The organism is Hydrogenophaga sp. RWCD_12 (assembly GCF_046604225.1).
Taxonomy (GTDB): domain Bacteria; phylum Pseudomonadota; class Gammaproteobacteria; order Burkholderiales; family Burkholderiaceae_C; genus Hydrogenophaga.
This window is the reverse complement of record NZ_JBKIXC010000002.1, coordinates 481,404-507,692: the sequence shown is the minus strand read 5'-3', so window position 1 is coordinate 507,692 and position 26,289 is coordinate 481,404. Positions and strand designations below refer to the sequence as shown.

24 protein-coding genes and 1 tRNA gene are annotated in these 26,289 nt (G+C 66.6%); 16 read left to right on the top strand and 9 right to left on the bottom strand.

Features of this window, described 5'->3' with window-relative positions; translation table 11 throughout:
- Positions 1–71: 71 nt before the first annotated feature.
- Both ACLIJ1_RS09550 and ACLIJ1_RS09545 read right to left on the bottom strand, forming a co-directional pair.
- A complete protein-coding gene (locus ACLIJ1_RS09550) occupies positions 72–1,109 on the bottom strand; it encodes a response regulator (RefSeq protein ID WP_411365276.1) in 1,038 nt (345 codons plus the stop codon).
- A complete protein-coding gene (locus tag ACLIJ1_RS09545; RefSeq protein ID WP_411365275.1) occupies positions 1,106–4,681 on the bottom strand; it encodes an ATP-binding protein in 3,576 nt (1,191 codons plus the stop codon). The genes ACLIJ1_RS09550 and ACLIJ1_RS09545 overlap by 4 nt, the downstream gene beginning before the upstream one ends.
- An 84-nt stretch (positions 4,682–4,765) precedes the next feature.
- Between ACLIJ1_RS09545 and ACLIJ1_RS09540 the strand changes: the two genes are divergently transcribed.
- From ACLIJ1_RS09540 to ACLIJ1_RS09530, 3 genes are read left to right on the top strand one after another with little or no spacing between them, the layout of a single operon-like run.
- The gene (locus ACLIJ1_RS09540) at positions 4,766–5,068 is read left to right on the top strand and encodes an urease subunit gamma (protein ID WP_411365274.1); all 303 of its coding nucleotides are present in this window, start codon (positions 4,766–4,768) and stop codon (positions 5,066–5,068) included.
- A gap of 16 nt (positions 5,069–5,084) precedes the next feature.
- Positions 5,085–5,246 carry a hypothetical protein gene (locus ACLIJ1_RS09535; protein WP_411365273.1) on the top strand — a complete coding sequence of 54 codons (162 nt, stop codon included), beginning with the start codon at positions 5,085–5,087 and terminating at the stop codon, positions 5,244–5,246.
- Between the two features lie 5 nt (positions 5,247–5,251).
- Positions 5,252–5,560 (top strand): urease subunit beta, encoded by a 309-nt coding sequence (locus ACLIJ1_RS09530; protein WP_411365272.1) that lies wholly within the window; start codon positions 5,252–5,254, stop codon positions 5,558–5,560.
- Between the two features lie 109 nt (positions 5,561–5,669).
- On the opposite strand, the gene ACLIJ1_RS09525 is transcribed toward ACLIJ1_RS09530, so the two are convergent.
- On the bottom strand, positions 5,670–7,367 hold the full coding sequence (locus tag ACLIJ1_RS09525) for a hypothetical protein (protein ID WP_411365271.1): 1,698 nt from the start codon (positions 7,365–7,367) through the stop codon (positions 5,670–5,672).
- Between the two features lie 298 nt (positions 7,368–7,665).
- Between ACLIJ1_RS09525 and ureC the strand changes: the two genes are divergently transcribed.
- The 5 genes from ureC to ACLIJ1_RS09500 all read left to right on the top strand — a co-directional run bounded on the left by ureC (position 7,666) and on the right by ACLIJ1_RS09500 (position 11,498).
- Positions 7,666–9,384, top strand: coding sequence for an urease subunit alpha (ureC, locus tag ACLIJ1_RS09520; protein WP_411365270.1), 1,719 nt, complete (start codon positions 7,666–7,668; stop codon positions 9,382–9,384).
- A 23-nt stretch (positions 9,385–9,407) separates the two neighbouring features.
- Complete coding sequence (ureE, locus tag ACLIJ1_RS09515; RefSeq protein ID WP_411365269.1) at positions 9,408–9,980, top strand: urease accessory protein UreE; 573 nt, start codon at positions 9,408–9,410, stop codon at positions 9,978–9,980.
- Positions 9,973–10,686: an urease accessory protein UreF gene (locus tag ACLIJ1_RS09510; protein WP_411365739.1), complete on the top strand. Its 714-nt coding sequence runs from the start codon at positions 9,973–9,975 to the stop codon at positions 10,684–10,686. The genes ureE and ACLIJ1_RS09510 overlap by 8 nt, the downstream gene beginning before the upstream one ends.
- 11 nt (positions 10,687–10,697) lie before the next feature.
- On the top strand, positions 10,698–11,375 hold the full coding sequence (ureG, locus tag ACLIJ1_RS09505; protein ID WP_411365268.1) for an urease accessory protein UreG: 678 nt from the start codon (positions 10,698–10,700) through the stop codon (positions 11,373–11,375).
- Between the two features lie 35 nt (positions 11,376–11,410).
- Positions 11,411–11,498, top strand: a tRNA-Ser gene (locus tag ACLIJ1_RS09500).
- Positions 11,499–11,591: 93 nt separating this feature from the next.
- On the opposite strand, the gene ACLIJ1_RS09495 is transcribed toward ACLIJ1_RS09500, so the two are convergent.
- Positions 11,592–12,656 carry a LacI family DNA-binding transcriptional regulator gene (locus ACLIJ1_RS09495; protein ID WP_411365738.1) on the bottom strand — a complete coding sequence of 355 codons (1,065 nt, stop codon included), beginning with the start codon at positions 12,654–12,656 and terminating at the stop codon, positions 11,592–11,594.
- 126 nt (positions 12,657–12,782) lie between these two features.
- Between ACLIJ1_RS09495 and ACLIJ1_RS09490 the strand changes: the two genes are divergently transcribed.
- The 7 genes from ACLIJ1_RS09490 to ACLIJ1_RS09460 all read left to right on the top strand — a co-directional run bounded on the left by ACLIJ1_RS09490 (position 12,783) and on the right by ACLIJ1_RS09460 (position 20,839).
- Positions 12,783–13,313: a gluconokinase gene (locus tag ACLIJ1_RS09490; protein WP_411365267.1), complete on the top strand. Its 531-nt coding sequence runs from the start codon at positions 12,783–12,785 to the stop codon at positions 13,311–13,313.
- Entirely contained in the window at positions 13,310–13,816 is a 507-nt protein-coding gene (locus ACLIJ1_RS09485; protein ID WP_411365266.1) for a TRAP transporter small permease subunit, read from the top strand. Before ACLIJ1_RS09490 ends, ACLIJ1_RS09485 begins: the two co-directional genes overlap by 4 nt.
- Positions 13,817–13,820: 4 nt before the next feature.
- A complete protein-coding gene (locus ACLIJ1_RS09480; protein WP_411365265.1) occupies positions 13,821–15,113 on the top strand; it encodes a TRAP transporter large permease in 1,293 nt (430 codons plus the stop codon).
- Between the two features lie 41 nt (positions 15,114–15,154).
- The gene (locus ACLIJ1_RS09475) at positions 15,155–16,174 is read left to right on the top strand and encodes a TRAP transporter substrate-binding protein (protein ID WP_411365264.1); all 1,020 of its coding nucleotides are present in this window, start codon (positions 15,155–15,157) and stop codon (positions 16,172–16,174) included.
- Positions 16,175–16,680: 506 nt separating this feature from the next.
- Positions 16,681–17,823: a sensor histidine kinase gene (locus ACLIJ1_RS09470; RefSeq protein ID WP_411365263.1), complete on the top strand. Its 1,143-nt coding sequence runs from the start codon at positions 16,681–16,683 to the stop codon at positions 17,821–17,823.
- Positions 17,820–18,203, top strand: coding sequence for a response regulator transcription factor (locus tag ACLIJ1_RS09465; protein WP_411365262.1), 384 nt, complete (start codon positions 17,820–17,822; stop codon positions 18,201–18,203). Before ACLIJ1_RS09470 ends, ACLIJ1_RS09465 begins: the two co-directional genes overlap by 4 nt.
- Before the next feature lie 14 nt (positions 18,204–18,217).
- On the top strand, positions 18,218–20,839 hold the full coding sequence (locus tag ACLIJ1_RS09460) for a PAS domain S-box protein (RefSeq protein WP_411365261.1): 2,622 nt from the start codon (positions 18,218–18,220) through the stop codon (positions 20,837–20,839).
- Here the strand turns inward: ACLIJ1_RS09460 and hemW are convergent, their stop codons facing one another.
- Genes hemW through ACLIJ1_RS09435 form a run of 5 tightly spaced genes read right to left on the bottom strand, consistent with a single transcriptional unit; the run spans position 20,840 to position 25,303 of the window.
- Positions 20,840–22,060: a radical SAM family heme chaperone HemW gene (hemW, locus tag ACLIJ1_RS09455; RefSeq protein WP_411365260.1), complete on the bottom strand. Its 1,221-nt coding sequence runs from the start codon at positions 22,058–22,060 to the stop codon at positions 20,840–20,842.
- The gene (gene rdgB, locus ACLIJ1_RS09450) at positions 22,057–22,665 is read right to left on the bottom strand and encodes an RdgB/HAM1 family non-canonical purine NTP pyrophosphatase (RefSeq protein ID WP_411365259.1); all 609 of its coding nucleotides are present in this window, start codon (positions 22,663–22,665) and stop codon (positions 22,057–22,059) included. Before rdgB ends, hemW begins: the two co-directional genes overlap by 4 nt.
- The gene (gene rph / locus ACLIJ1_RS09445) at positions 22,662–23,390 is read right to left on the bottom strand and encodes a ribonuclease PH (RefSeq protein ID WP_411365258.1); all 729 of its coding nucleotides are present in this window, start codon (positions 23,388–23,390) and stop codon (positions 22,662–22,664) included. The genes rdgB and rph overlap by 4 nt, the downstream gene beginning before the upstream one ends.
- 9 nt (positions 23,391–23,399) lie before the next feature.
- Positions 23,400–24,299, bottom strand: a complete 900-nt coding sequence (locus tag ACLIJ1_RS09440) for a PP2C family protein-serine/threonine phosphatase (RefSeq protein WP_411365257.1) — start codon at positions 24,297–24,299, stop codon at positions 23,400–23,402.
- On the bottom strand, positions 24,296–25,303 hold the full coding sequence (locus ACLIJ1_RS09435) for a serine/threonine protein kinase (RefSeq protein WP_411365256.1): 1,008 nt from the start codon (positions 25,301–25,303) through the stop codon (positions 24,296–24,298). The genes ACLIJ1_RS09440 and ACLIJ1_RS09435 overlap by 4 nt, the downstream gene beginning before the upstream one ends.
- A 61-nt stretch (positions 25,304–25,364) precedes the next feature.
- On the opposite strand from ACLIJ1_RS09435, the gene ACLIJ1_RS09430 reads away from it, so the two are divergent.
- Positions 25,365–26,285 carry a YicC/YloC family endoribonuclease gene (locus tag ACLIJ1_RS09430; protein ID WP_411365255.1) on the top strand — a complete coding sequence of 307 codons (921 nt, stop codon included), beginning with the start codon at positions 25,365–25,367 and terminating at the stop codon, positions 26,283–26,285.
- Positions 26,286–26,289 lie beyond the last annotated feature (4 nt).

Below are 26,289 nucleotides of genomic sequence, written 5' to 3'. Positions count from 1 at the left end.
CACCGTGGAACCGGCTGTGCCGGGCCACTGGTGTGGCCCCCTGGGGGGTGACGCGAAGCGGCGCGGGGGGGTCACCCCAACAGCGGCACCCGGTTGATCGCCATCGCCGCCGCAGCGGTGCGCGTCTCCACGCCCAGCTTGGCGTGGATGCGCTCCAGGTGCTTCTTCACCGTCGCCGGGCTCGATCCGAGGATGTCGCCGATGTCGCGGTTGATCTTTCCTTTGACCACCCAGTACAGCACCTCGGCCTCGCGCGCAGTGAGCCCGAAGGCCTGCGCGAGCGATTCGAGCACGGCGGCGTCCGAGGTCTCCTGCATCACGATCAGCCAGTCGCCGGGCTCGCCGGGCAGCTCTTCGCTTTCTTCGTCGCCCACGCGCTGGTGCAGCCGGAAGGTCAGGCGGCGCGGCCCCTGGTCGAGCGTGAGGCGCGGCGGCTCGCGCAGCGGCTGCCCGGTGTCGGGAGGCGCCATCAGCGTGGGCAGCAGGCGGTCGAGCCAGTCGAGCACCGGCTGCGGCGTGACCGGCGCTTCGGTGCCGCAGTAGCGCAACAGCAGGTCGCGCGCCAGCGGGGTCTGCCACATCAGGCGCCCGTCGCGCGCACGCACGGTGATGGTCGCGTAGCCGAAGGCGTCGAGTGCGTTGCGCGCCTGGCTGCGTTCGACCGCGCCCTGACGCACATGGCGCGCGTTGCGCAGGTGCACGCCCATGCGCGCCATCACCTCGCGCGGCTTGATCGGTTTGGTCACGTAGTCGACGCCACCGGCCTCCAGCGCCGCGACCAGGTGTTCGGTCTCGGTCAGGCCGGTCATGAAGATGATCGGAATGTGCGCGGTGGCCGGATCGGCCTTGAGGCGGCGCGCGACCTCGAAGCCGTCCAGGCCCGGCATCACCGCGTCCAGCAGCACCACATCGGGCAGAGCCTGCTGCGCGCGCCGGATCGCCGCCTCGCCGTCGAGCGCGACCAGCACGGTGTAGCCGGCAGCGTCGAGCGCGTCGTGCAGCGGCGCCACGTTGTCGGGCACGTCGTCGACGATCAGCACGATGGACGCGGGGTCGCCGGTCAGGCCGTCGTGGCCCATGGCGGAAGGTCGGTCGGGGGCGTGGATCATGGGGCGGGTTTGGACGGGGCGGCCTGTGCACCGGACTGCAGCAGGCGCTGTTCGATGGCCTCGAAACGGAACTCGCGCGCCAGCGCCCGCAGGGCATCGGCCAGCGGCGCCTGCTCGGGGCGGTCTTCGACCCAGCGGTCGAGCCAGCGCACGATGCCCTTGGTGTAGCCCAGCCGCACCAGTTCGAGCAAGGGCGTCAGCTCGTTGGCCGGTGGCAATGGCGCCGCTGCCTGCGTCACCGGCCGTTCGGACGTGGCAGGCACGACCTCGGTGGCCTGCACCCAGGTCAGCCCCAGCTGCTGTCCGAGCCAGTCGGTCAGTTCTTCGCGGCGCACCGGTTTGACGAAGAACGCCTGCTCGCGCCCCTGACTGTCGGGCGCCTCGGACTGCAGGCCCTTGTCGAAGGCGTTGGCCGACACGATCGCCATCGGTACCGACGACCAGCCCGCCGCGCGCAGGCGACGCAGGGTCTCCCAGCCGTCGATGCCGGGCATCGCGAGGTCCATGAAGACGGCGTGCGGCGCGCGGTCGCTGCCCGGCGCCACCGTTTCCAGCAGCGCAATCGCATCGTGCCCGCTGGTGGCCAGCATCACCTCAAAGCCCAGCGGCTGCAGCCAGCGCGCGATCAGCTCGCGATCGCTCTCTTCGTTGTCGACCACCAGCACGCGCCGCCGCGGACCTTCGTATCCGGTGAGCAGGGGCGATGGCCGCGCCACCCGCGCCGCCGCGCCCGCCAGGCCCGGCAGGAACAGGCGCACGGTGAACACCGTGCCCTGGCCGGGCGCGCTGCGCACCGTCATCTCGCCGCCCATCAAATCGGTCAGCATTTTGGCGATGGTCAGGCCCAGACCTGTGCCCGAAATGCCGGTGCCCGGCGCGCCCTGCGACTCCGACTGGCGGCCGCGCGCGAAGGGTTCGAACACGCGTTCGAGCTCCTGCGCCGCCATGCCGGGGCCGGTGTCGCAGACCTCGAACACCGCCATCTCGCGCGCATGGGAGACACGCAGCCGCACCTCGCCCTCGCGGGTGAACTTCACCGCGTTGCCCAGCAGGTTGATCAGGATCTGGCGCAGCCGCTTCTCGTCCGCGCGCACCGTCTCGGGCAACCGCGCACCGGGCTCGAACACGAAGCGCAGGCCCTTGCCAGCCGCCTGCAGCTCGAACATGCTCGCGACCTCGCGCACCGTGTCGGCGAACGCCATCGGCCGCACGTCCAGCTGCAGCCGGCCGGACTCGATGCGTGCGATGTCCAGCGTGCCTTCGATCAGCGACAGCAGGTGCTCGCCGCCACGGTGGATCACGCGGATCGCCTGCGCCCGGTGCGGCGCCATCTCGCTGTCTTCCTGCAGCAATTGCGCGTAGCCCAGGATGCTGTTGAGCGGTGTGCGCAGCTCGTGGCTGATGGTGCTGATGTAGCGGCTCTTGGCCTGGTTGGCGTGGTCGGCCGCCTCACGGGCGCGCTGCAACTGCTCGTCGGTGCGGCGGTGCGACTCGATCTCCTGCATCAGCAGCCGCGTCTGGCGGTTCGATTCTTCCTGCGCCACCTCGCGGCTCTTGTGCGCCAGCACCAGCCACCAGGCCACCGTCGCGCCGATCAGAAGCAGCACCGCGTAGACCCGCAGGAAGCCCGAGCGCAGCGCGGCGTCCAGCAGGCCCGCGTCGGCCGCAACCGCCACACCCTGCCCCAGGCCCTCGACCTGCTGCCGGTACAGCAGCCCCAGCACCGCCGCCAGCACCGGCGCCACCACCAGCATCAGCAGCAGGTAGTGCGCGAGACCGGCTTCCAGGTAGGGCCACACGCGTTGCGGCAAGACCTGGCGCAGCGCCGCCTGCCACTGCACCGACAGCCGCCCGTGCGGCTTGCAGAGGTCGCCGCAGCGGGCATCGAGCGAGCAGCAGAGCGAACAGATGGATCCCTGGTACGCCGGGCAATGGGCCATGTCGGGACCTTCGTAGTCCCTTTCACAGATCACGCATTTCAGGACGCTCAAGCGCTGGTAGCAACCCGCCGCGGCGCGATTCGCCGCCGGGCCGCCCCAAGGCGAATCAGCCCCCTCGGGGGGCAGCGACCCGCGCAGCGGCGGGGCGTGGGGGTCGGCATCCCTGGCGATGTAGTAGCGCCCTTTGGTCGCCCACGCGATGAGCGGCGCCGTGATGAGCGCAGTGACCATCGCGATCACCGCCGAGAAGGCCTGCGCTCCAGGACCCATCAGCCCCATGTGCGCTGCGATCGACAGCGCCGACGCCAGCCCCATCGCGCCCACGCCCACGGGGTTGATGTCGTACAGGTGTGCCCGCTTGAACTCGATGCCTTTCGGGCTCCAGCCCAGCGGCTTGTTGATCACGAGGTCGGCGACCACGGCCATGATCCAGGCGATCGCGATGTTGCTGTAGAGCCCCAGCACCTCGCCCAGCGCCCGGAACACATTCATCTCCATCAGCATGAACGCGATCAGCGTGTTGAACACCACCCAGACCACGCGCCCCGGGTGGCTGTGGGTCAGGCGCGAAAAGAAGTTGCTCCAGGCCAGCGAGCCGGCGTAGGCGTTGGTGACGTTGATCTTGAGCTGCGAGATCACGACGAACAGCGCCGTCGCCGCCACCGCCCAGCCGTAGTTCGGAAACACGTACTCGTAGGCCGCCAGGTACATCTGGTTGGGGTCGACCGCGCGCTCGGGCGGCACCATGTGACTGATCGCCAGATACGCCAGCAGCGCTCCGCCCAGCATCTTCAGCACGCCCAGGATCACCCAGCCCGGCCCGCCGGCCAGAACGCCCGCCCACCACCGCTTGCTCTTGCCCGGACGCGGGGCCGGCATGAAGCGCAGGTAGTCGGCCTGCTCGCCCATCTGCGTGATCAGCGCGATGCCAACGGTGAGGGCTGCACCAAACAGGTGCCAATCAAACCGGGCACCCGCACCACTTTCGCCCCCGTAATGCACCACATGGGAGAACGCGCCCGGGTCCATCCGCCAGACCGCCACAAACGGCACCACCATCATCACCAGCCACAGCGGCTGGGTCCAGACCTGGAAGCGGCTGATCAGCGAGACGCCGTAGGTCACCAGCGGGATCACCACCAGCGCACAGATCAGGTAGCCCCAGGCCGGCGGGATGTCCAGCGCCAGGTCCAGCGCATAGGCCATCACCGCCGCTTCCAGCGCGAAAAAGATGAAGGTGAACGAGGCGTAGATCAGCGAAGTGATGGTCGAGCCGATGTAGCCGAAGCCCGCGCCCCGCGTGAGCAGGTCCATGTCCACGCCGTAGCGGGCCGCGTAGACGCTGATCGGCAGGCCGGCCAGGAAGATGATCAGGCCCGTCGCCAGGATGGCCCAGAAGGCGTTGACGAAACCGAACTGCACCAGCAGCGTGGCGCCGACGGCTTCGAGGATCAGGAACGAGGCCGCGCCAAACGCCGTGTTGGCCACCCGCCATTCGCTCCACTGGCGAAAGCGCTGCGGCGTGAAGCGCAGCGCGTAGTCCTCCATGGTCTCGCGGCCGACCCAGCTGTTGTAGTCGCGGCGCACCTTGATGATGCGTTGGGGGGGCGCTGGATCGGGCAAAGGGTTCACCTGGGCGTTTTTGCAGCTTTCATGCCACGACCGGGCGGGGCACGGGATTTGCTCAATCCGCCATCAGCACACCCGAGAGACACCATGGAACTGACCCCGAGAGAGAAAGACAAGCTGTTGATCTTCACCGCCGCCCTGCTGGCCGAGCGGCGCAAGGCCCGCGGCCTGAAGCTCAACTACCCCGAAGCGGTCGCCCTGATCAGTGCGGCCGTGATGGAAGGCGCGCGAGAAGGCAAGACCGTCGCCCAGCTCATGAGCGAAGGCCGCACCGTGCTGTCCCGCGAAGATGTCATGGAAGGCGTGCCCGAAATGATTCCGGACATCCAGGTCGAAGCGACCTTTCCCGACGGCACCAAGCTGGTGACTGTCCATACCCCGATCCCCTGACCTCCGGAGCCCAGCCATGAAAGCATTGCTCGCCTTTGCCGCGACCCTGACCACCCTGCCCGCCCTGGCCCACGAAGGTCACGGCATGTTCGGCAGCCACTGGCATGCCACCGATGTCCTGGGTTTCGTGGCCCTCGCTGGCCTGGTGGCGGTGGCTGTCTGGATGTCGAAGAAGTGAGCGCCATGATTCCTGGCGAACTCTTCACCGACGCGGGTGACCACGCCCTCAACCCCGGCCGCGCCACGCTCACGCTGGTGGTGCAGAACACCGCCAACCGACCGGTGCAGGTCGGCTCGCACTACCACTTTGCCGAGACCAACGCCGCGCTGGCGTTCGACCGCGCCGCCGCGCAGGGCAAACGCCTGAACATCGCCAGCGGCACCGCCGTGCGCTTCGAGCCGGGTCAGCAGCGCACGGTCGAGCTGGTGGACTATGCGGGCGACCGGATCGTGTTCGGCTTCCGCGGCCTCGTACAGGGGAAACTGCCCTGATGGATGAGCGCACCAGGGAGCGTCCGTTCCAGAAGCACCGAGGAACCGGTTTCGCCGGGCCTCTGGTGCTGCCCCCTTCCAGGGGGTGACGCCGCAGGCGGCGCGGGGGTCAATACGAAATCGTGGTGCGCGTCACCACCGGCTGGTTGGGCGCGGCCAGCACGAAGAAGCCCGGCAGCCCGGCGGTGCCAAAGCGGGTCGCCGGATTGCGCACGAACACCGAGTCACTGAGCGTCATGAGCCCGCTGAGGTCGTTGCTGACGTAGAACACCGCGCTGCCACCCTCAACCCCCACGTTGTCGCTGACCATGCTGCCGTACACCGACAGCGTGAAGAAGTTGCCGTCGTTGTAGATCGCCCCGCCACTGCCGCCGCCGGGCGTGCCCGCCCTGGCAGGGTTGGCCCCGTAGCCCACCGCCGTGTTGTGGGTGATCAGGCTGTTGTAGACGCTGTAGGACACGCCGATGCTGCTGAGCGCGCCGCCGTTGGAGCAGCTGTTGCCCAGGCCCAGCCCGCCGCCGAAGGTGCTGCCCACCACGTACACCGGACGGTCCTGGTAGATGCTCAGCACCCGCACGGCGCCACCGCCGATGTCCGGTCCGGTGGTTTCGCAGCGGTTGCGGGTGAAGACGCTGTTGACGATCTTGAACTGCCCGCCGCGCACGAAGATGGCGCCGCCACCGCCGCCGTCCGTGAGCTGGCCGGTCGAGTTGCCCAGGGTGAAGCCGATGTTCTGCACCGTCAGCCGGGGCGTTTCCTGGTTCTGGCACTGCGCGCTGGTCCAGACCTGCGCCGGGTCGCAGGTGTTCTGGTAGAGGATGCGGACGCTGTCTCCGCCACTGAGCGTCACCAGACCGCCGCCGTCCAGCGTGACATCGGGCCGGTCGTTGAACACCTTGGCCGTGCGGGGCAGCGTGATGGTGACCGGGTTCGCACCGCAGTTGAAGCGGATCTTGCCGCCCAGCGCCACGGCCTGCACAACCGCCTCTCCGGTGCAGCTCGCCGGCGTGCCGGTGCCGATCACGCGATCCGCCTGGCTGGTGTTCACCACCTGACCTTCCGGTGGCACCGGCACCGGATTGCCCTGGTAACCGACGCCCGAAGGGGGCTGCGGGTCGGCCTGCCCCAGCACGTAATAGGCAATGCCCTCGTAGCGGTATTGCGGCAGGGTGGCAATCACCTGCCCGGCCTCGGCGGAGCTGGTCGTGAAGAAGTGGAAGCCTCGGCTGGCGACGTAGAACCGGTAGAGCGGCCGGAACCCGGTGCCGGCCGCCGTGCTGGCGTGGTAGGCCACGCCCTCGTAGGTGAACTGCGGCAGGCTGGCCACGATGTGGTCGCGCTCGGCCAGGCTGATGGTGTAGAAATGTACGCCCGTCTGGCCGTTGAAGAAGCGGTACACCGGGCTGAGCTGGCCGTCGGCGGTGCTGCTGGCCTGAAAAGCCAGGCCTTCGTAGGTCATGGAAGGCAGGGTGGCGATCACGCGGTCCCGCTCTGCCATGCTGGCCGTGTAGAAGTGGGCGGCGCTGCTGCGGTTGAAGAAACGGTACACGTTCACCGGCGTCAGCGCCTTGGCCACGGCGCTCGTCGAGTTCATCCCGCGCTGCCCGGCAAGCAGGCCCGATTGCTGCACCTCGGCCGCATTCAACGCGGCCGCCTCCAGCCACGGGTCCGACGCTTCAGTGGCCACCGCAGGCTGGTCACCGGCAGCCACCGACCGTGTCGCTGCCGGCTCGGTGGCGCCATTGCCTCCGCAACCGGTCAAGCCCAGGACGGCGAGTAGCAGCACCAAGGTCCATCCACCAGCCATGGGCATTCCGGCCCATGTGCGCCCACCGTTTTTCACCGCCATTGCTCACCCGCCTTGTCAACTGCCACAACGACCGTCTGGCCCTCAAGATCCAGGCGCACTGGCACAGTTCATGCTCAGCCATCACACCCGGAACAACCCCGAACATTTGAACATCAACCAGCGGCGCGGCTCGCACGAAAAAGATACTGTTGTGAACTCCGGTTACCGGCCTGTCTACTGCCGGGCCGAGCGCGCTGCAAACAGTCGTCGGTCATCCTGTTGAAGCCCGTGCCCCTGCCAGATCCCAGGTGAACCAATGGCCAGCATTCCCAAACGCGCCTATGCCGACATGTTCGGCCCCACCGTCGGCGACCGCGTGCGCCTGGCCGACACCGGCCTGCTGATCGAGGTCGAAAAGGACTACACGCTCGCGGCCGGCGGCTACGGAGAAGAAGCCAAGTTCGGCGGCGGCAAGACCATCCGAGACGGCATGGCGCAATCCCAGCGCACGCGCGCCGAGGGCGCTGTCGACACGGTGCTCACCAACGCCCTCATCGTCGACCACTGGGGCATCGTCAAGGCGGACATCGGCCTGAAGGACGGCCGCATCGTCGCCATCGGCAAGTCGGGCAACCCCGACACCATGCCCGGCGTGGACATCGTCATCGGCCCGGGCACCGAGGTCATCAGCTGCGAGGGCAACATCGTCACCGCCGGCGGCATCGACAGCCACATCCACTTCATCTGCCCGCAGCAGATCGACGAAGCCCTTGCCTCGGGCGTGACCACCATGCTCGGCGGCGGCACCGGCCCGGCCACCGGCACCTTTGCCACCACCTGCACACCCGGCCCCTGGCACATCGAACGCATGCTGCAGGCGGCCGACGGCTTCGCCATGAACCTCGGCTTTCTCGGCAAAGGCAACGCCAGCCAGCCCGCGCCGCTGCGCGAGCAGATTGATGCCGGCGTGATCGGCCTCAAGCTGCACGAAGACTGGGGCACCACCCCAAGCGCCATCAGCAACTGCCTGGACGTGGCCGAGGAAACCGACACGCAGGTCGCCATCCACTCCGACACGCTCAACGAGTCGGGCTTTGTGGAAGACACGATAGCCGCGACCAAGGGCCGCACGCTCTGCGCCTTCCACACCGAAGGGGCTGGCGGCGGCCATGCGCCCGACATCATCCGCGTGGTCGGTGAGGCGAACTTCCTGCCCTCGTCGACCAACCCGACCATGCCCTACACCGTCAACACGCTCGACGAACACGTCGACATGCTGATGGTCTGCCACCACCTGGACGCCGGCATCCCCGAAGACCTGGCCTTCGCCGAAAGCCGCATCCGCCGGGAGACGATTGCGGCCGAGGACATCCTGCACGACATGGGTGCGATCAGCATCATGAGCAGCGACAGCCAGGCCATGGGCCGCGTCGGCGAGGTGGTGATCCGCACCTGGCAGACGGCGGACAAGATGAAGTCGCAACGCGGGTCTCTACCTGAAGACAGCAGCCGCAACGACAATTTCCGCGTCAAGCGCTACATCGCCAAGTACACGATCAACCCCGCCATCGCGCACGGCATGTCGCACATCGTCGGTTCGCTGGAAGTCGGCAAATGGGCCGACCTGGTGATCTGGAAGCCCGCCTTCTTCGGTGTCAAGCCCGCGCTGGTGCTCAAGGGCGGCAGCATCGCGCTGGCCGCCATGGGCGACCCGAACGCCTCCATCCCGACGCCGCAGCCGGTGCACTACCGCCCGCAGTTCGGCGCCTTCGGCAGCGCGCTGGCCCGCGGCAGCCTGACGTTTGTCTCGCAGGCGGCCCAGTCGGCCGGTGTGGCACAGCGCTACGGCCTGGCCAAGACCACCGTGGCGGTGCAGAACTGCCGCAGCGTCACCAAGGCCAGCATGGTGCACAACAGCTACCTGCCCAAGATGGAGATCGACCCGCAGCGTTACACCGTGCGCGCCGACGGCGTGCTGCTGACCTGCGAGCCCGCCAGCAAACTTCCCATGGCGCAGCGATACTTCCTGTTTTGATAGCAGAACAGGAAGGAACAACAATGCTTCAGGTCTCCAAGCTCATTCCACAGGGTCAGGGTCTCGCGACCGTGCTGCTGCGCCGCGCGGCCACCGTGACGCTGGACTGGGATGTGCGTCAGAAGAGCCGCTTCGATGCCGAATCGTCGGAAGGTCGCCGCGTCGGCGTGTTCCTGCCGCGCGGCACCGTCGTGCGCGGCGGTGACGTGCTGGTGACGCAGGACGGCTCGCTGCTGCGCGTCGTGGCCGCCCCGCAGGCGGTGCTCAAGATCACGGCCTGCACCGACCATCACCACGGTCATGACCACGACACGGCCTTCGACCTCATGCGCGCCGCTTACCACCTGGGCAACCGGCATGTGCCGATCGAGCTGCGGCCCGACCACCTCAAGATCGAGCCAGATCACGTGCTGGCCGAGATGCTGCGCAGCATGCACCTGACCGTGACCGACGTCCGCGAACCGTTCGAACCCGAAGGCGGTGCCTATGCCGCGGGACACGGCGGGGGTCACGGCCATGACCACGGGCACTCTCATGACCATGGGCACGGCCACGCACACGGTCACGACCACCCTCACGCACACGCGCATGAATGAGGTGTCAGCCCAGCCGGTGCCGCGGGTCCATGGCCTGCTGCGCACGCTGTGGCTGGCGTCCCCGGCCCTGCCAGTTGGTGGTTTCTCCTATTCGGAAGGGCTCGAAGGCGCCATCGACGCCGGGTTGGTGCACAACGAGCACAGCGCCGCCGACTGGCTCGCCGATCAGCTGCACCTCGCACTGGCGCGCAGCGACCTGGCCGTGGTGGCGCAGGCCATCCCCGCCTGGCAGGCCAACGACCTGACCCGCATCGCCGCACTCAACGACTGGGTGCTCGCCACGCGCGAGACACAGGAGTTCCGGCTCCAGACCGAACAGATGGGCCGCTCGCTGCTGGTCTGGGCGCAATCGCTGGGCGCGCTGGGCGACGGTGTGTACGAGCAGCTGCTCTCGGCCCACCTGCAACCACCGACCTACCCGGTCGCCATGGCCTGCGCGGCTGCGGCGGCCGGGGCCGACCTCCACGACAGCCTGAGCGGCTTTGCCTTCGGCTGGGCCGAGAACATGGTGCAGGCCGCGATCAAGTCCGTGCCGCTGGGTCAGAGCGCCGGCCAGCGCATCCTGGCGCGGCTGGTGCGCGAGATCCCGGCCGCCGTGGACCATGCGGTGTCGCTGGACGATGACCACCGCCAGGCCTTCACGCCGATGCTCGCGATCCTGAGCGCCCGCCACGAAACGCAATACTCCCGACTGTTCCGTTCCTGAAGACCCGACCCATGAGCGCCCTGCACCACATCCCGAACCGCACCAAGAACCTCCCCCCGTTGCGCGTCGGCATCGGCGGTCCCGTCGGCTCCGGCAAGACAACGCTGCTGGAGATGCTGTGCAAGGCGATGCGCGAGCAGTACGACCTGATCGCCATCACCAACGACATCTACACCAAGGAAGACCAGCGCCTGCTGACTGTCAGCGGCGCACTGCCGGCCGAACGCATCATGGGTGTCGAGACCGGCGGCTGCCCGCACACCGCGATCCGCGAAGACTGCTCGATCAACCTCGAAGCCATCGACCGCATGCTGGGCGACTTCCCCAACGCCGACATCGTGTTCGTCGAATCCGGCGGCGACAACCTCGCCGCCACCTTCAGCCCGGAGCTCTCCGACCTCACCATCTACGTGATCGACGTGGCCGCGGGCGAGAAGATCCCGCGCAAGGGCGGCCCCGGCATCACGAAGAGCGACCTGTTCGTGATCAACAAGACCGACCTGGCGCCGCACGTGGGCGCCGACCTGGAAGTGATGAAGCAGGACACCGCCCGCATGCGCCCCGACACGGCGCGCCGCCCCTGGGTGATGACCAACCTCAAGACCCTGGACGGCGTGCAGGACGTGGTGCGCTTCATCGAGCAGCGCGGCATGCTGACGCCGGCAGCGGCGGCCACCGTGGCGGCCTGATCCTTCGGCCCAACGGCTACAATGCCGCCCACCCCGGAGACGTGGGAGAGTGGTTTAATCCAGCGGTCTTGAAAACCGCCGACCCGCAAGGGTCCGTGAGTTCGAATCTCACCGTCTCCGCCAGGACATCAAGAAAGACGGGCCCTCGCGGCCCGTTTCTGCTTTCTGACCATCACCCTACCCATCGTCGGCGGCGGCACGGTGTGTGCGAATCTCTCAACTGCTTTGACGCAAGCGAAGCTCGAAACCCAGATCCACGGAGTGATGGACTGGCGCTTCGCCGCGCATGAGCGTCAACAGCATTTGTGCGCCCGCTTCTCCGATGGCTCCCCGCGGCGTGGCCACCGTGGTCAGCGGAGGCAACATCTGGTCACTGCCCGAGAGATCGTTGAAGCCGGCCACCGCCACCCTCTCCGGTATGGCCATACCCACGCGGAGTGCAGCGAGCAGCCCGCCCTGGGCAAGGTCGTCGTTGCAGAAGAAAACTGCATCGCAGTCCGGGTGTGAGTCCAGCAACTGGGTCAGTAACTCGCCGCCCAACGCCATGGAAGAGGGACGGGGATCGAGCAGTTCCAGCGCGGGGTCATAGCGTCCAACCTCGTTCAAGGCTTGCCGATAGCCCTCGGCCCGTTGAAGCGTCCGGGGGTCCAGCTGGGCTGCCACAAAGGCAATGCGTTTTCGACCCCGCTCCAGGAGATGGCGGGTGATGGCGGCGCCTGCGTCTGTCTGTGAGAAGCCGACACAGTAGACATCCGGGGCCGACGAATGTGCCATCAGGTGAACACAAGGCACACCGCTGTTCGCGATCAACTCCCGTGTGTGTTCATTGTGATCGGTGCCTGTGACCAGCAGACCGGCCGGACGGTGCAGCAACTGTTCGCGCAGCAACTGCTCTTCCTCATCGGGGTCGTAGTGGGTGATGCCGATGAGCGTCTGGTATCCGGCGGGACGCAAGGTGCGCTGTACGGCCTCCAGCAGGTCAACAAACAGTGCGTTGGACAACATCGGAATGAGAACCGCCACATGTGAGCTGTGGCGCGACGCCAGTGCACGCGCGGCCGGGTCGGGCATGTAGCGAAGCTCTGCCGCGACCGCCCTGACCCGCTCAGCCAATGCCGGGTCCACCGTGCGCTCCCCACGAAGGGTGCGAGAAACGGTGATTGGACTGACACCCGCAAGTGCAGCGACATCGGCCAGGGTCACGCGGCCGGTGGCGCGGGAACGGGAAGAAGGGGATGTGGGCGGGATAGGGGTTTTCACGGGTATTGCGCGGCGCGGCATGGTCATAAGATAGCGCTATCTCAGGCCGATGCACAGCCTCGAAAACCCGCATCATGCCAGCCTGAACACCACGGTCTGCTCCTCAGACCGTTTTTTCCGGAATCTTGAGATAGCGCTATCTTTAAAATGAAAACCGACACAAACTTGTCGCTGGTGATCATGGGCGTGGCCGGTTGCGGCAAGTCCAGCCTGGGTGCCGCACTGGCACAACGTCTGAACGTCGAGCTGATCGAAGGCGACGACCACCACAGCGCAGCCAACCGCGAAAAGATGCAGCGGGGCACGCCGCTGACCGATGCCGACCGCGCCGGCTGGCTGGCCTCCCTGGGCGGCCTGCTCGCGCAGCACAGCCGTGTGGTCCTCACCTGCTCGGCCCTGCGCCGGCACTACCGCGAACAGCTGCGAAACGCCTCCCCTGGCCTGCGTTTCGTGTTCCTGGACATCACGCCGGAGCAGGCCCGCGAGCGCGTGGCCGCGCGCGCCTCGCACTTTTTCAACAGCACCCTGGTGGACAGCCAGTTCGCCACGCTCGAGACCCCGGTCGGCGAGCCCGGTGTGCTGCGGGTGGACGCGGCCGAGCCGCTGCCGCAGCTGGTGGAACAGGTGATCGCCTGGGCCACGGTGGCCGACCCATCACAGACCCCGGAGGCCGCATGAGCACCCACACATCCCCCCAACCACACGCCCTGCAGCGGGTGGCGCTGGCCCTCATGGCCGCCTGCCTGGCGGTGATGGCCTGTTCCGTGTTCCTCAACGTTGTGCTGCGCTATGGCTTCGGCAGCGGCATCGCGGCGAGCGAAGAACTCTCGCGCCTGCTGTTCGTGTGGATGGTCTTCATCGGCGCGGCCGCCGCCTACCCCGCCGGCGAACACATGGCCTTCACCAGCCTGGTCGGCCTGCTGCGCAAACGCCCGCTGGCATTCAAGGTGGCGACGCTGGCCATCCGGCTGCTGGTGCTGCTGGCCGCGGTGTTGCTGGGCCGGGGCGCCTGGCAGCAGGTCGTGGTGGGCATGGACAGCAACTCGGTGGTGCTGGGCTACCCGGTGGCGCTGCTGCCGCTGCCGGCACTGCTGTGCGCCGCGGCCATCGGCGCGATGGTGGTGTGGGAGATCGTGACCGCCAGACCGCTGGACCTCGGTCACGGCGTGGACGTGGAGTGATGCGATGAGCCTCGAAGCACAAGCCTTCATCGTGTTCGTGGTCGGCATGCTGACCCTCATGGGCATCGGCATGAACATGGCCTTTGCCCTGCTGCTCACCGGTGCCGGCATGGCCTGGGTGATGGACTTCTGGGACACCCAGCTTCTGGCGCAGAACATGGTCGCCGGCATCGACAGCTTTCCGCTGCTGGCCGTGCCGTTCTTCATCCTGGCCGGCGAGCTGATGAACAGCGGCGGCATCAGCAAACGCATCATCGACATGGCCCAGACCTGGGTCGGCCACATCCGCGGCGGACTGGGTTTCGTGGCCATCGGCGCTGCGGTGCTGATGGCGTCCATGAGCGGCTCGGCGCTGGCCGACACCGCAGCGCTGGCCACCATCCTGCTGCCCATGATGCGCGAGCACGGCTACCCCATGCACCGCTCGGCCGGCCTCATTGCGTCGGGCGGCATCATCGCGCCCATCATCCCGCCGTCCATGCCCTTCGTGATCTACGGCGTGACCACCAACACCTCCATCTCGGCGCTGTTCCTTTCGGGCATCCTGCCGGGCCTGATGATGGGCGCCGCCCTCATCGTGACCTGGAAGATCGTCCTCAAGGGCATGGACCTGAAAGACAACGCGCCGGTGCCCATGGCCGGACGCCTGCGCGCCACAGCCAAGGCCTTCTGGGCGCTGCTGATGCCGCTGATCATCATCGGCGGCATGAAGAGCGGCGTGTTCACGCCCACCGAAGCCGCCGTGGTGGCGGCGTTCTACGCGCTGGTCGTGGCCCTGTTCATTCACCGCGAGATGAAGCTGCCCGAGCTCTACGGTGTGCTCACCCGTGCCGCCAAGACCACGGCGATCGTCATGTTCCTGTGCGCCGGCGCCCAGGTGGCCAGCTACATGATCACCCTGGCCGACCTGCCCGGCGTGCTCAGCGGCTGGCTCGGCCCGCTGATCGAGAACCCGCGCGTGCTCATGGCCGTGATGATGATCGTGCTGGTGCTGATCGGCACCGCGCTGGACCTCACGCCCACCATCCTGATCTTCGCGCCGGTGATGCTGCCCATCGCCGTCAAGGCCGGCATCGACCCGGTGTACTTCGGCCTGATGTTCGTGCTCAACGGCGCCATCGGCCTCATCACCCCGCCGGTGGGCACGGTGCTCAACGTCGTGGCCGGCGTGGGCCGCCTGTCCATGCACCAGGTCATCAAGGGCGTGAACCCTTTCCTCATCAGCTACGTGCTGGTGCTGGCCCTGTTCGTCGTGTTCCCGCAGATCGTCACCGCCCCGGTGACGTGGATGCGCTGATTTCCATTTGCCTGTTTTCACCTCAACACCAGGAGACTGTCATGTCCATCTTCCGCCGCACCCTGATCGCCGCCACCGCAGCGGCCGCCCTCACCGCTCCCTTCGCCGCTTTCGCACAGGACATCAAGCCGCGCCTGATCCGATTCGGCTACGGCCTGAACGAGCAGTCCAACCAGGGCCGCGCCGTCAAGCTGTTCGCCGATGAAGTCGAGAAGGCCTCCGGCGGCAAGATGAAGGTGCGCGCCATCGGCGCTGCCGCGCTCGGCTCCGACGTGCAGATGCAGCAGGCCCTGATCGGGGGCGCGCAGGAAATGATGGTCGGCTCCACCGCCACCCTGGTGGGCATCACCAAGGAAATGGCGATCTGGGACACACCCTTCCTGTTCAACAACACCAAGGAAGCCGACACCGTGCTGGACGGTCCCACCGGCCAGAAGGTGATGGACAAGCTGCAGGAAAAGGGCTTGGTTGGCCTGGTGTACTGGGAAAACGGCTTCCGCAACCTCACCAACAACAAGCAGCCGGTCAACAAGCTGGAAGACCTCAACGGCATCAAGCTGCGCGTGATGCAGAACAACGTGTTCCTGGAGTCCTTCAAGACCCTGGGCGCCAACGCGGTGCCTCTGCCTTTCTCGGAGTTGTTCACCGCGCTGGAAACCAAGACCGTCGACGGCCAGGAGAACCCGTACAACACCATCCTGTCGAGCAAGTTCTACGAGGTGCAGAAATACCTGACCGTGACCAACCACGTCTACAGCCCGTGGATCGTCACCGTGAGCAAGAAGTGGTGGGACGGGCTGTCCAATGACGAGAAGAAGGTGCTGATGGACGCCGCCAGGAAGAGCCGCGACTTCGAGCGCCAGGACACCCGTGCCGAGGCCGGCAAGGCCCTGGGCGAACTCAAGGCCAAAGGGATGCAGATCAACGAACTCTCGCCGGCCGAAGCCAACCGCATGCGTTCACAACTCACGCGCGTGAACGCCAGCATCGCCACCAACGTGGGCATGGACCTCTGGAACGAGGCACAGGCTGCGGTCTCCAGGACGCGCGGCGCCAAGTAAGCGAGGACATGAAAGGGCCGCCTTTCCCAAGCCGGCCCCTTCGTGTTCAAGACCACTTCACGGGCAACGTCAGGCTGAATGGTCAGGTAGTGAAGGTCGGGTGATGTTCTGAGGAGAGGAGCCCGGCAAACCCGGGCTTCTCTTTTTCAAATGCCGCACCCTCAGCCTCTGGAGTTGCGCGTTTGCATGCATCCGTCCCATCGAGCCTTTTTGAGTGCCCTTGGGCGTGCTGAAGCCCGACCCTGCGGTCCGAGCTTTTCTTCCAGGACAGCGACAAGACAACCCTCAAGACCGTGGAATCGCCGCTTTGATCAGGCCTGCATGCGCAAAGTCCTGCCCGCGGTGACGGCATTCCCGCCCTGACCGCGTCCCCGGCCTCGGCCAGGAAGGGTCTGGCACGGGCAGATTGACCCATGCGGCATCCCTGCAGACTCAAGCCTCACGGCCATCTGCCGATATGCGGTGTAGATGACCGAACTGGCACTTTCGCCAGCGGTCGACCCCACATGTCTTCCGCCCCTGCCAACGCTCCGAACCCGCTGCTGGTCCTGCTGGACTTCGTGGCGAGCCCGTTGCTGCTGTTCAACGCGGAAGGCGGGGTGGTCTACACCAACCAGGCGGCCAAGGCCATGCGCTGCCGGCCCAGCCTGCTGCTGGGCAGCGACCCGAATGTGCGCGCGCTGGCCAAGGACATCGCCGCCGGACGGGTGCTGGCCAGCACCGAGTTGCGGATCGAGGCCATGTCGGACGACGGAATCGCCCGGCTGGTCTGTCGCAGCGCACCCAAACCCATCGCCGGTCTGGTGGCCATGGCCGTGTCGGTCGCTGAAATCGAGCAGCCCGAGGGCAGCGAGGTCGCCCCCGAGCCAGCCCAGCAGCGCATGTCGGTGCAGCAGATCATGGAGCTGCTCAAGGCCGAGCTGCTGCCCCCGATCCAGCATGTGCTGGACCAACCCGCCAACCCGTCCGGGCTGTCGACCAGCGTGGGCCAGCTGCGCGAACGGCTGGAGCGTGTGGTCGATCTGGTCAATGTTTTCGGCGAAGACGTGCTGATCGGCGAAGAACGCATGATCGTGCCCGACCTGGTCCGCGACATTTGTCAGGAACTGAACCCGATGGCAAAGGCCAAGGGAGTTTCTTTCGTGATCGAGGGTGAGCGCGACGACCTGCCGCCGGTCTACGGCAGCCGCCGGCTGATGCGGCGGGCCCTGCGCGAATGCCTGCACAACGCGCTCGACAACGCCCGCGAGGGGGTGCGCACCAACGAAACCGTTGCCGTCGGCGTGAACTTCCGCGGCTCCGGGCAGCACCTGCTCGTCAACATCCACAACATCGGCACGCTGTCGGCCGCCGCCCTGTCGCGCCACGCCGCCGCTATCTTCCGCCCCACGCCCCAGGGGGCCACCACCGACACCGACGCGCAGGAAAAGATGCACATCGGCCTGCCCCTGACACAGCGCATCCTGCAGCTGCACGGCGGCCAGCTGCGCATCGAGCAGGACAGTTCCCAGGAGCTGGACGTGATGCTCGAACTGCCCACCGGCGCCCCGCTTCGCAGCACGCAGCACCTGGACATGCTGCAGGCGCAGATCTACGCCGAAGACCTGTCCAAGCTGATGGCCAGAACCCGCAAACGGAGTACCGCATGACTGCCCGCATCCTCATCGTCGACGACCAGTCCGACATCCGCAAGCTCATCCGGCTCACGCTGCAGCACCTGGACGATGTCGAGGTGCACGAAGCCGACAACGGCGGCGACGGCTGGCGCCTGGCGCAGGACATCAAGCCCGACCTGATGCTGCTGGACGTGATGATGCCCGGCGAGCTTGACGGCTACCAGGTCTGCAGCAAGGTCAAGAGCGATCCCATGCTGGCCGGTCAGACCAAGGTGATCCTGCTCACTGCACGCGCGCAGGCGGAAGACCAGGAACAGGGCCGCAAGGCCGGCAGCGATGCCTACCTGACCAAGGCCTTCAGCCCGCTCAAGCTGCTGGACCTGGTGGACAACATGCTCGGCCGCACGGTCTGAGCATTGCGGTCTGCATGTCCATGGACCGCTTGCTGGCCACACTCCGACACTGGCTGTCGGCGCGGTCCCTGCGCACGCAGTTGCTGATGATCACGGTCGGCCTGAGTCTGGCCGGGCTGCTCATCGTGATGCCACTGTCGCTGCAGCGCCAGCAGCACCAGACCGAAACCGAGAGCCGCGAATGGGCCGGCGCGCTGGCCATCCTCGCGGCACACGCCAGCAGCGTGCCGCTGGCGGAAAACGACTTTGCCGCACTCGATGGCGCGCTGCAGGAGATCGTGGCGTTGCCGGGCGTGCAGAGCGTGCAGGTGGTCCGCCCCGGCAGGGTGCCGGTGCTCCTGGTCAAACGGATGGATGCGGACCGCATTGTCTCGGTGCGCCAGCGCCACGCCCCGCTGAAGACACCACCGGCAGAAGGCCTCGTGGTCGGCCAGGAAGCGTTGCTCGCCAGCGCCAGCCTGGAAGCCACCAACCGGGGCAGCATCGGGCGACCGGTCGACTACGCCCAGTTCGAGCGCGACGGCTGGGTCGAGGTCAGCTTCAGCTTCGCAGAACGCATGGCGGTGGACCGCCATGAGTGGCTGGTGACCTCCTTCGGCACAGTGATGCTGGTGCTTCTCGCCCTGGGTCTGTTCACGCTGTTCCTGCGCCGAACCATCCAGCCGATCCGGGCCCTGGCCCAGTACGCCAGCACCCTGGCGCAATCTCCAGGCGAAACCCTGCGCCAGCGCTGGGGCAGCCAGGAGGTGCGCGAACTGGGCCGCGCGCTGAACTGGTCTTCGCAGGAGCTGGCGCGCCGCATCAGCGAAACCCAGCAGCGCCTCTCGCGCATGCACGCCATCCTCGACACCGCAGCCGACGCGATCATCGGCGTGGACGCCGACGGCCACATCGTCAGCGCCAACCCGGCGGCCGAGCGCATGTTCGGGCTGGAGCTGGCGGTGCTGATGGGCAGTTCACTGGCCGACTACCTGCAGAACATGGACGCCCCCCAGCTGCGCCAGACCATGGCCGACGGCATGCTGATCCACAGCACGCAAAGCCGCATCGGGCGCGTGGAAATCGATGCCAACCGCCACGGCGGCACGCGCTTCCCGGTCGAGGTATTGATCGGCGAGATCGCCGAAGACAAGGACATCCGCTACACCTGCATCGTGCGCGACCTGACCGACATGAAGCTGGCCGAGGAATACCTCACGCTCTACGGCCGGGTTCTCGACTGCACGCCCAACGGCATCGCGGTCAGCGACGCGCGGCGCTACCCGCAACCGATCGTGCACGTCAACCCGGCCTTCACCCGCATCACCGGCTACGCGCCGCACGAGATCCTGGGCCGCGATGCCAGCCTGCTCGAAGGACCGCTGACCGACAAGGACGACCTGGCGATGCTCGCCCGCACGGTGCAGAACGGCGGCGAACTCAAGGTCACGCTGATGAACTACCGCAAGGACGGATCGCTGTTCCACAACAAGCTGTCGGTCTCTCCGGTGCGCGATACCAGCGGCGAAATCACGCACTACATCAACGTGATCGAAGACGTGAGCAGTCAGGTCGAGGTCAAACAGCGGCTGATTGAACGCACGGCACGGCTGAACGCCACCTTCGACCTCAGCCCGGACGGATTCGCCGTGTTCGACGCGAAACAGGAAATGATCGCAAGCAATCCGGCGTTCCGGGCGATGGTCGGCGAGGTGCCTTCCTGGAGTTCGCTCGAGCGCTTCGACGCCTGGTTCAGCAACCTGTGCGAAGAGCCGGAGGACTACCGCCCGATCGTCGACTCTCTCAACGACAGCGCCAAACGCACCATCGTGCTGGCCCGACCGTCGCACAGGGTGATCGAGCGCGTCATCCGCCGCAACCTCGGCGGCAGCGGCGAGACCTTTGTCTACTTCCGGGACATCACCCACCAGTTCGAGGTCGATCGCATGAAGAGCGAGTTCCTCGCGACGGCCGCCCATGAACTGCGCACCCCGCTGGCCAGCATCCTCGGCTTCACCGAGCTGATGCTGCACCGCAAATACAGCGAGGAACGGCAGAAGGACCTGCTGCAGACCGTGCACCGCCAGGGCTCACTGCTGAACAACCTGATCCAGGAGCTGCTCGACCTCTCGCGCATCGAGGCGCGCCAGGGCAAGGACTTCCACATCGTTCCCACCCCGCTGGCCGCCATCGTGCAAGCCGCGGTCCAGGGCATCACCCACCAGGAGCTGGGCCGCGAGGTGGTCATGGGCGCGCTGCCTGAGGTACAGGTGATGGCCGACGCCAGCAAGATCGAACAGGCGCTCACCAACCTGCTGAGCAACGCCTTCAAGTACTCGCCGCAGGGTGGTGAAGTGTCGCTGGACGTGCGCCTGGAGGAGCACGAAGGCGAGGAACAGGTCGTGGTCGGGGTGCACGATCACGGCATTGGCATGACGCCGGAACAGCTCTCCCGGGCCTTCGAACGCTTCTACCGCGCCGACGCCTCGGGCAACATTCCGGGCACGGGCCTGGGTCTGAACCTCGTCAAGGAAATCGCCGAGATCCACGGCGGCGGCGTCGAACTCGCCAGCCAGCCGGGCGTGGGCACCACGGCCAGCCTGCGGCTGAAGCTGGCCCACGAAACGGCCAGCGGCGGCGAGGCCATGCCTGCCTGATCAGCCGGGCAGGAACAGCGACTGCAGGTCGCTGAGAAAGTCAAAGCCGCGCTCGGTCGGCGTCACCCAGCCCCCGTCCTGCGACAGCCAGCCCTTGTCCATCCCCTCGCGCAGCGCCGCGTCGATGGCCGACAGCGGCAAGCCGGTGCGGGCGCCAAAGTCCGCGAGCGAAAAGCCCTCGCGCAGCCGCAGCGCGTTGAGCATGTACTCGAACGGCAGATCACGCCGCGCCACCTCTTCCACGCTCACCACCGCGTCGCCTGCCAGCGCCTTGTCCATGTACAGACGTGGCTCGCGGGCACGCACCTGCCGCACCACACGGTGTGCAAAGCTCAGCTTGCTGTGTGCGCCAGCGCCAATGCCGAGGTAGTCGCCGAACTGCCAGTAGTTCTGGTTGTGGCGGCTGCGGTGACCTCGCCGCGCGTAGGCCGAGACCTCGTAGCGCTCCAGTCCGGCCTGGCCGGTCAGCTCGGTGATGCGGTCGAGCATCGCGTAGGCCTCGTCGTCCTCCGGCACCACCGGCGGAAACTTGGCGAACACCGTGTTGGGCTCGATGGTCAGGTGGTAGATCGAGATGTGCGGCGGGTTGAAGCCCAGCGCGGTGCGGATGTCGTCTTCGCATTGCGCCAGCGTCTGCCCTGGCAGCGCGTACATGATGTCCAGGTTGAAGGTGTCAAAAGCGCCCGCGGCCTCTTCCACCGCCGCCAGTGCCTGCGCCCGGTCGTGCACCCGGCCCAGGGCCTTGAGGTGCGCATCGTGAAAGCTCTGCACGCCAATCGACAGCCGCGTCACACCGGCCTGGCGGAAAGCCTTGAAGCGGTCTTTCTCGAAGGTGCCCGGGTTGGCTTCGAGCGTGATCTCGGCATCGGCGTCGAGCCGGACCAGAGCCCGCACATCGCCCAGCAGGCGGTCGATCGCCTCGGGCGAAAACAGGCTGGGTGTGCCGCCACCAATGAAAACGGTGTGTACCGGCCGCCCCCAGATCAGCGGCAGCGCCGCCTGCAGGTCGGCGCGCAAAGCGTCCAGATACGCTTGCTCCGGCAGAGCCTGGCCGGGCGCTGAGGTCGCGCTCCATTCGTGCGAGTTGAAGTCGCAGTAAGGGCACTTCTTCAGGCACCAGGGCAGGTGGATGTAGAGCGACAGTGGCGGCAGGCCCTGCAGCTGCAGGGTGCCCGGCCGCATCCAGTGAGCGATGTCGCTCCAGTGCGGAGAATCGCTCATGACTGGGCAAACCAGCGATCGCGCATGAGTCCGAGCATCTGCCGAGCGGCCTTGCCGCGGTGGCTGTTGGCGTTCTTCACCTCGGTCGGCAGTTGGGCAAAGGTCTTGCCGAACGGCGGCAGCAACAGCACCGGGTCGAAGCCAAAGCCCTGGTCACCGATGCGTTCCTGCGTGATCAGCCCCGCCGCGCGGCCCGTGGCCACCAGGGGCTCCGGGTCGTCGGCGCTGCGAAGCGCCACCAGCGTGCTCACCAGCGCGGCGCGGCGGTCGGTGATGCCCTGCATCTGCTCGAGCAAAGCGCGCACGTTGTTGTCATCGCCCTTTTCGTAGCCGAACTGCGTGGCGTAGAACGCCGTGTCCACACCAGGCAGGCCACCAAAAGCTTCTACGCACAGGCCCGCGTCGTCGGCCAGCGCCGGCAGGCCGCTGACTTGCGCCGCATGCCGCGCCTTGGCCAGCGCGTTTTCGATGAAAGTCCTGTGCGGCTCAGGCGCCTCGGGAATGCCCAGGTCGGCCTGGCGCACCAGCTCCACGCCCAGTGGCGCGAACAGCGCCTGCAATTCGGCCAGCTTGCCTTTGTTGTTCGACGCGAGGACCAGTTTCATTCGCCGAGCGACTTCTTTTGCGCAACGATCAGCTCGCCGATGCCCTTCTCGGCCAGCGCCAGCAGCGCGTCCATTTCCTTGCGCGTGAAGGCCACGCCTTCGGCCGTGCCCTGCACTTCCACATAGTGGCCCGCGCCGGTCATCACCACGTTCATGTCGGTGTCGCAGGCCGAGTCCTCGACGTATTCCAGATCCAGCAGCGGCTGGCCTTCGAGGATGCCCACGGAAATCGCGGCCACATGGTCCTTGATCGGTGAGGTGACCAGCTTGCCTTCGGCAATCAGCTTGTTCACCGCGTCCTGGACCGCGACAAAGGCGCCGGTGATGCTGGCGGTGCGCGTGCCACCGTCGGCCTGCAGCACATCGCAATCCAGGGAAATCGTGCGCTCGCCCAGGGCCTTGAGGTCGAACACCGCGCGCAGCGAACGGCCGATCAGGCGCTGGATCTCCTGCGTGCGGCCACTCTGCTTGCCCTTGGCGGCTTCGCGGCTGCTGCGGGTGTGCGTGGCGCGCGGCAGCATGCCGTATTCGGCTGTCACCCAGCCTTCGCCGCTGCCCTTCTTGTGCGGCGGCACCTTTTCTTCGACCGACGCCGTGCACAGAACCTTGGTGTGGCCAAACTCGATCAGCACCGAGCCTTCGGCGTGCATGGTGTAGCCGCGGGAGATGCGCACCGGGCGCAGCGAATCGTTGGCCCGCAGACCGGGCCGACTGGAAATGCTCATGGGAAAACCTCAGGAATTGCGTTCAGCGGTACGCCGGATCGCTTCGTTGATCTCGGCGATCGAGCGTTCGATCGCCTCGTCGTCCATGTCCTCGATCGTCGGATCGGGCACACCGGACTGGATGGTGGACGCAAACACGCCTTCTTCGATCTCTTCGGTGGAGATACGGGTGGACTGGTACTCGCCCGGCGTCTCCCACTCCATCGCGAGCACCGTCACGTTGTCGCAGCGCGGACCGCCGCGCTTGAGCGCCATCTCGACCAGCTCGGGCACCGCCTGCTCCAGGGGCTGCGAGGCCATTTCGGCGGCGATCTCGAAGTCCTTGACCGTGCCCCAGAGGCCGTCCGAGCACAGCAGCACGCGGTCGCCCTGCTGCAGCTGCACCGGGCCCGACAGGTCGAACACCGGCTTGGCCGGCGAGCCCAGGCAGGTGAACAGGATGTTGCGGTTGATGTGCGAGGTCGCGCGCCCAAGGTGCGCCTGCTGCTCCATGTAGGAGTGGTCGCGCGTGCGGGTCAGCAGTTCGCCGTTGCGCATCAGGTAGAGCCGCGAGTCGCCGCAATGCACCCAGTGCATGTTGCCACGCTCCATCACAGCCGCCACCAGCGTGGTGCGCGGTGTATCGAGCATGCCCTTTTCAGCGGCGTAACGGATGATCTGGTGGTGCGCCGCCATCAGTGCGCTGGAGAGAAACTCCGGCACTTCCTTGACCGTGGGGTTGGCGGCCTTCTGAAAGTAGGCCGACAGGGTCTGCAGCGCCAGTTGTGCCGCCATCGCGCCTTCGGGATGGCCGCCCATGCCATCGGCCAGCACGAACAGCCCCGATTCGCGCGTGTAGGCGTAGCCCATCCGGTCTTCATTGCGCTCCCGACCGCCCTGACGGCTGATCTGGTAGACCGAGAACTTCATTTGAACTTGGTCCCCGCGGCGGTCGACTTGCGCGGCGGCTTCTTGTTGTCGGAGACGATGTTGTCGAACTGCAGGCGCATCTTCTCGGCCACGGTCAGCTTGGTGTAGCTGCGCTCGGTTTCACGGCTGAGTTCCTTCTGCAATGCAAACACCGACTGCGGACGCGAGAGCGGATCGAGCGACATGCACCATTCGACCACCTCGATGAGGTTGTCGGAATAGACGCCGCGCAGACGGGAGAGCGCGAGCGACAGGCGGTCTTTTTCGAGGCGCTGCGGGGCGTCGTTGGGCGGATAGCCCTGCATGCTAGCGTAGATGCAGGCGCCGATGGCGTAGATGTCGGTCCAGGGGCCCATCGACGAATCGCGGCGGTACATTTCGGGCGCGGCAAAGCCGGGCGTGTACATCGGCCGGATGAAATTGCCTTCCTTGGACAGCACTTCGCGCGCGGCGCCGAAGTCGATCAGCACGGCGCGGTTGTCGTCGGTGATGAAAATATTGGCCGGCTTGATGTCCAGGTGCAGCATCTTGTGCTGGTGGACGATGCGCAGGCCGCGCAGGACCTCGTCGTACAGCGAGCGGATGGTCGACTCGCGGAAGACCTTCTGCTTCTTCAGCTCGCGCGCGGTGATGATGAATTCCTGCAGGGACGAGCCCTCCAGATAGTTCATCACCATGTAAACCGTCTCGTTTTCGCGGAAGAAATTGAGCACGCTCACCACCGACTGGTGGGAGATCTGCGCCAGTGCACGGCCTTCTTCGAAGAAGCTCTTGAGACCCAGTCGGTACAGCGAGAGCTTCTCAGGCTGCACCTGCGGCAGCAATTCGCCGGGAGCACGCGTCGCCAGTGAGGACGGCAGGTATTCCTTGATCGCGACTTGCTGGCCTTCGGTGTCCACCGCGAGGTAGACGACACCGAAACCGCCCGCTGCCAGCTTGCGAACGATCCGGTAACCACCGATGACGGTGTCCGGCGGCAAGGAAGCAGGTTTGACCTTTGACATAATTGGAGGAGAGTCCGGACGCCTTGTTATGGACCATTCACACGGATCGGATCCCAGTCTCATGGCAGTTTACAGCATGACCGGTTACGCGACGGCCCAGCTTGGCAGCGGGCCCGCGGACGAGGCCGGACGGGAAACGACACCGGTTCTGGGCATGGAAATCCGGTCGGTCAACAGCCGGTTTCTCGACCTGACCTTCAAGATGTCCGACGACCTGCGCGGCACCGAACCGGCGCTGCGCGACCTGCTGGGCGCCCGCCTCAAGCGCGGCAAGGTGGAAATCCGGGCCTGGATCGAAGGCAGATCGGACGGCACCCTGCGCGCGCCGTCGCCTGCAGAACTGCAGCGACTGGTCGGTCTGCAGGACAACATCCTTGCGTGGCACCCCAAGGCCGCACCGCTCTCGGTCGCCGAGATGCTGCAGCTGACCACCCGCCAGCAGGCGCTGCCCAGCGGTCTGCACGAAAACCTCTTGTCGCTGGCCCAGACCGTGCTCGACAGTTTCGTCAGCGCACGCGAACGCGAAGGCAAGCGCCTGGCCGACATGCTGCTGGACCGGCTCAAGCAGTTGCGCCAGTTGGCCCGCGAGGCCCAGCCCCTGATCCCGGTGCTGGTCGCCCAGCAGCGGCAACGCTTCATCGACCGATGGAACGAAGCCCTGGGCGCGGGCCAGAGCCCCGGCACACCCACGCTTTCGGCCGACGCAGTGCAAGAGCGCGCCCTGTCCGAGGCGACCGCCTTCGCCATCCGCATCGACGTGGCCGAAGAACTGACGCGGCTGGATTCGCACCTGGAAGAGATCGAGCGCCTGATCAAGAAGGGCGGCGATGTCGGCAAGCGGCTGGATTTCCTGATCCAGGAACTGCACCGCGAAGCCAATACCCTGGGCTCGAAGTCGTCCAGCCTGGAACTGACCCGCATCTCGGTGGACATGAAAGTGCTGATCGAACAGATGCGCGAACAGGTCCAGAACCTGGAATGACCTG

Coding starts and splice junctions, on each gene's coding strand:
- ACLIJ1_RS09550 (WP_411365276.1), bottom strand. CDS start 1,109: ATGATCCACGCCCCCGACCGACCTTCCGCCATGGGCCACGACGGCCTG.
- ACLIJ1_RS09540 (WP_411365274.1), top strand. CDS start 4,766: ATGGAACTGACCCCGAGAGAGAAAGACAAGCTGTTGATCTTCACCGCC.
- ACLIJ1_RS09535 (WP_411365273.1), top strand. CDS start 5,085: ATGAAAGCATTGCTCGCCTTTGCCGCGACCCTGACCACCCTGCCCGCC.
- ACLIJ1_RS09530 (WP_411365272.1), top strand. CDS start 5,252: ATGATTCCTGGCGAACTCTTCACCGACGCGGGTGACCACGCCCTCAAC.
- ACLIJ1_RS09525 (WP_411365271.1), bottom strand. CDS start 7,367: ATGGCTGGTGGATGGACCTTGGTGCTGCTACTCGCCGTCCTGGGCTTG.
- ureC (WP_411365270.1), top strand. CDS start 7,666: ATGGCCAGCATTCCCAAACGCGCCTATGCCGACATGTTCGGCCCCACC.
- ureE (WP_411365269.1), top strand. CDS start 9,408: ATGCTTCAGGTCTCCAAGCTCATTCCACAGGGTCAGGGTCTCGCGACC.
- ACLIJ1_RS09510 (WP_411365739.1), top strand. CDS start 9,973: ATGAATGAGGTGTCAGCCCAGCCGGTGCCGCGGGTCCATGGCCTGCTG.
- ureG (WP_411365268.1), top strand. CDS start 10,698: ATGAGCGCCCTGCACCACATCCCGAACCGCACCAAGAACCTCCCCCCG.
- ACLIJ1_RS09495 (WP_411365738.1), bottom strand. CDS start 12,656: ATGCCGCGCCGCGCAATACCCGTGAAAACCCCTATCCCGCCCACATCC.
- ACLIJ1_RS09490 (WP_411365267.1), top strand. CDS start 12,783: ATGAAAACCGACACAAACTTGTCGCTGGTGATCATGGGCGTGGCCGGT.
- ACLIJ1_RS09485 (WP_411365266.1), top strand. CDS start 13,310: ATGAGCACCCACACATCCCCCCAACCACACGCCCTGCAGCGGGTGGCG.
- ACLIJ1_RS09480 (WP_411365265.1), top strand. CDS start 13,821: ATGAGCCTCGAAGCACAAGCCTTCATCGTGTTCGTGGTCGGCATGCTG.
- ACLIJ1_RS09475 (WP_411365264.1), top strand. CDS start 15,155: ATGTCCATCTTCCGCCGCACCCTGATCGCCGCCACCGCAGCGGCCGCC.
- ACLIJ1_RS09470 (WP_411365263.1), top strand. CDS start 16,681: ATGTCTTCCGCCCCTGCCAACGCTCCGAACCCGCTGCTGGTCCTGCTG.
- ACLIJ1_RS09465 (WP_411365262.1), top strand. CDS start 17,820: ATGACTGCCCGCATCCTCATCGTCGACGACCAGTCCGACATCCGCAAG.
- ACLIJ1_RS09460 (WP_411365261.1), top strand. CDS start 18,218: ATGTCCATGGACCGCTTGCTGGCCACACTCCGACACTGGCTGTCGGCG.
- hemW (WP_411365260.1), bottom strand. CDS start 22,060: ATGAGCGATTCTCCGCACTGGAGCGACATCGCTCACTGGATGCGGCCG.
- rdgB (WP_411365259.1), bottom strand. CDS start 22,665: ATGAAACTGGTCCTCGCGTCGAACAACAAAGGCAAGCTGGCCGAATTG.
- rph (WP_411365258.1), bottom strand. CDS start 23,390: ATGAGCATTTCCAGTCGGCCCGGTCTGCGGGCCAACGATTCGCTGCGC.
- ACLIJ1_RS09440 (WP_411365257.1), bottom strand. CDS start 24,299: ATGAAGTTCTCGGTCTACCAGATCAGCCGTCAGGGCGGTCGGGAGCGC.
- ACLIJ1_RS09435 (WP_411365256.1), bottom strand. CDS start 25,303: ATGTCAAAGGTCAAACCTGCTTCCTTGCCGCCGGACACCGTCATCGGT.
- ACLIJ1_RS09430 (WP_411365255.1), top strand. CDS start 25,365: ATGGCAGTTTACAGCATGACCGGTTACGCGACGGCCCAGCTTGGCAGC.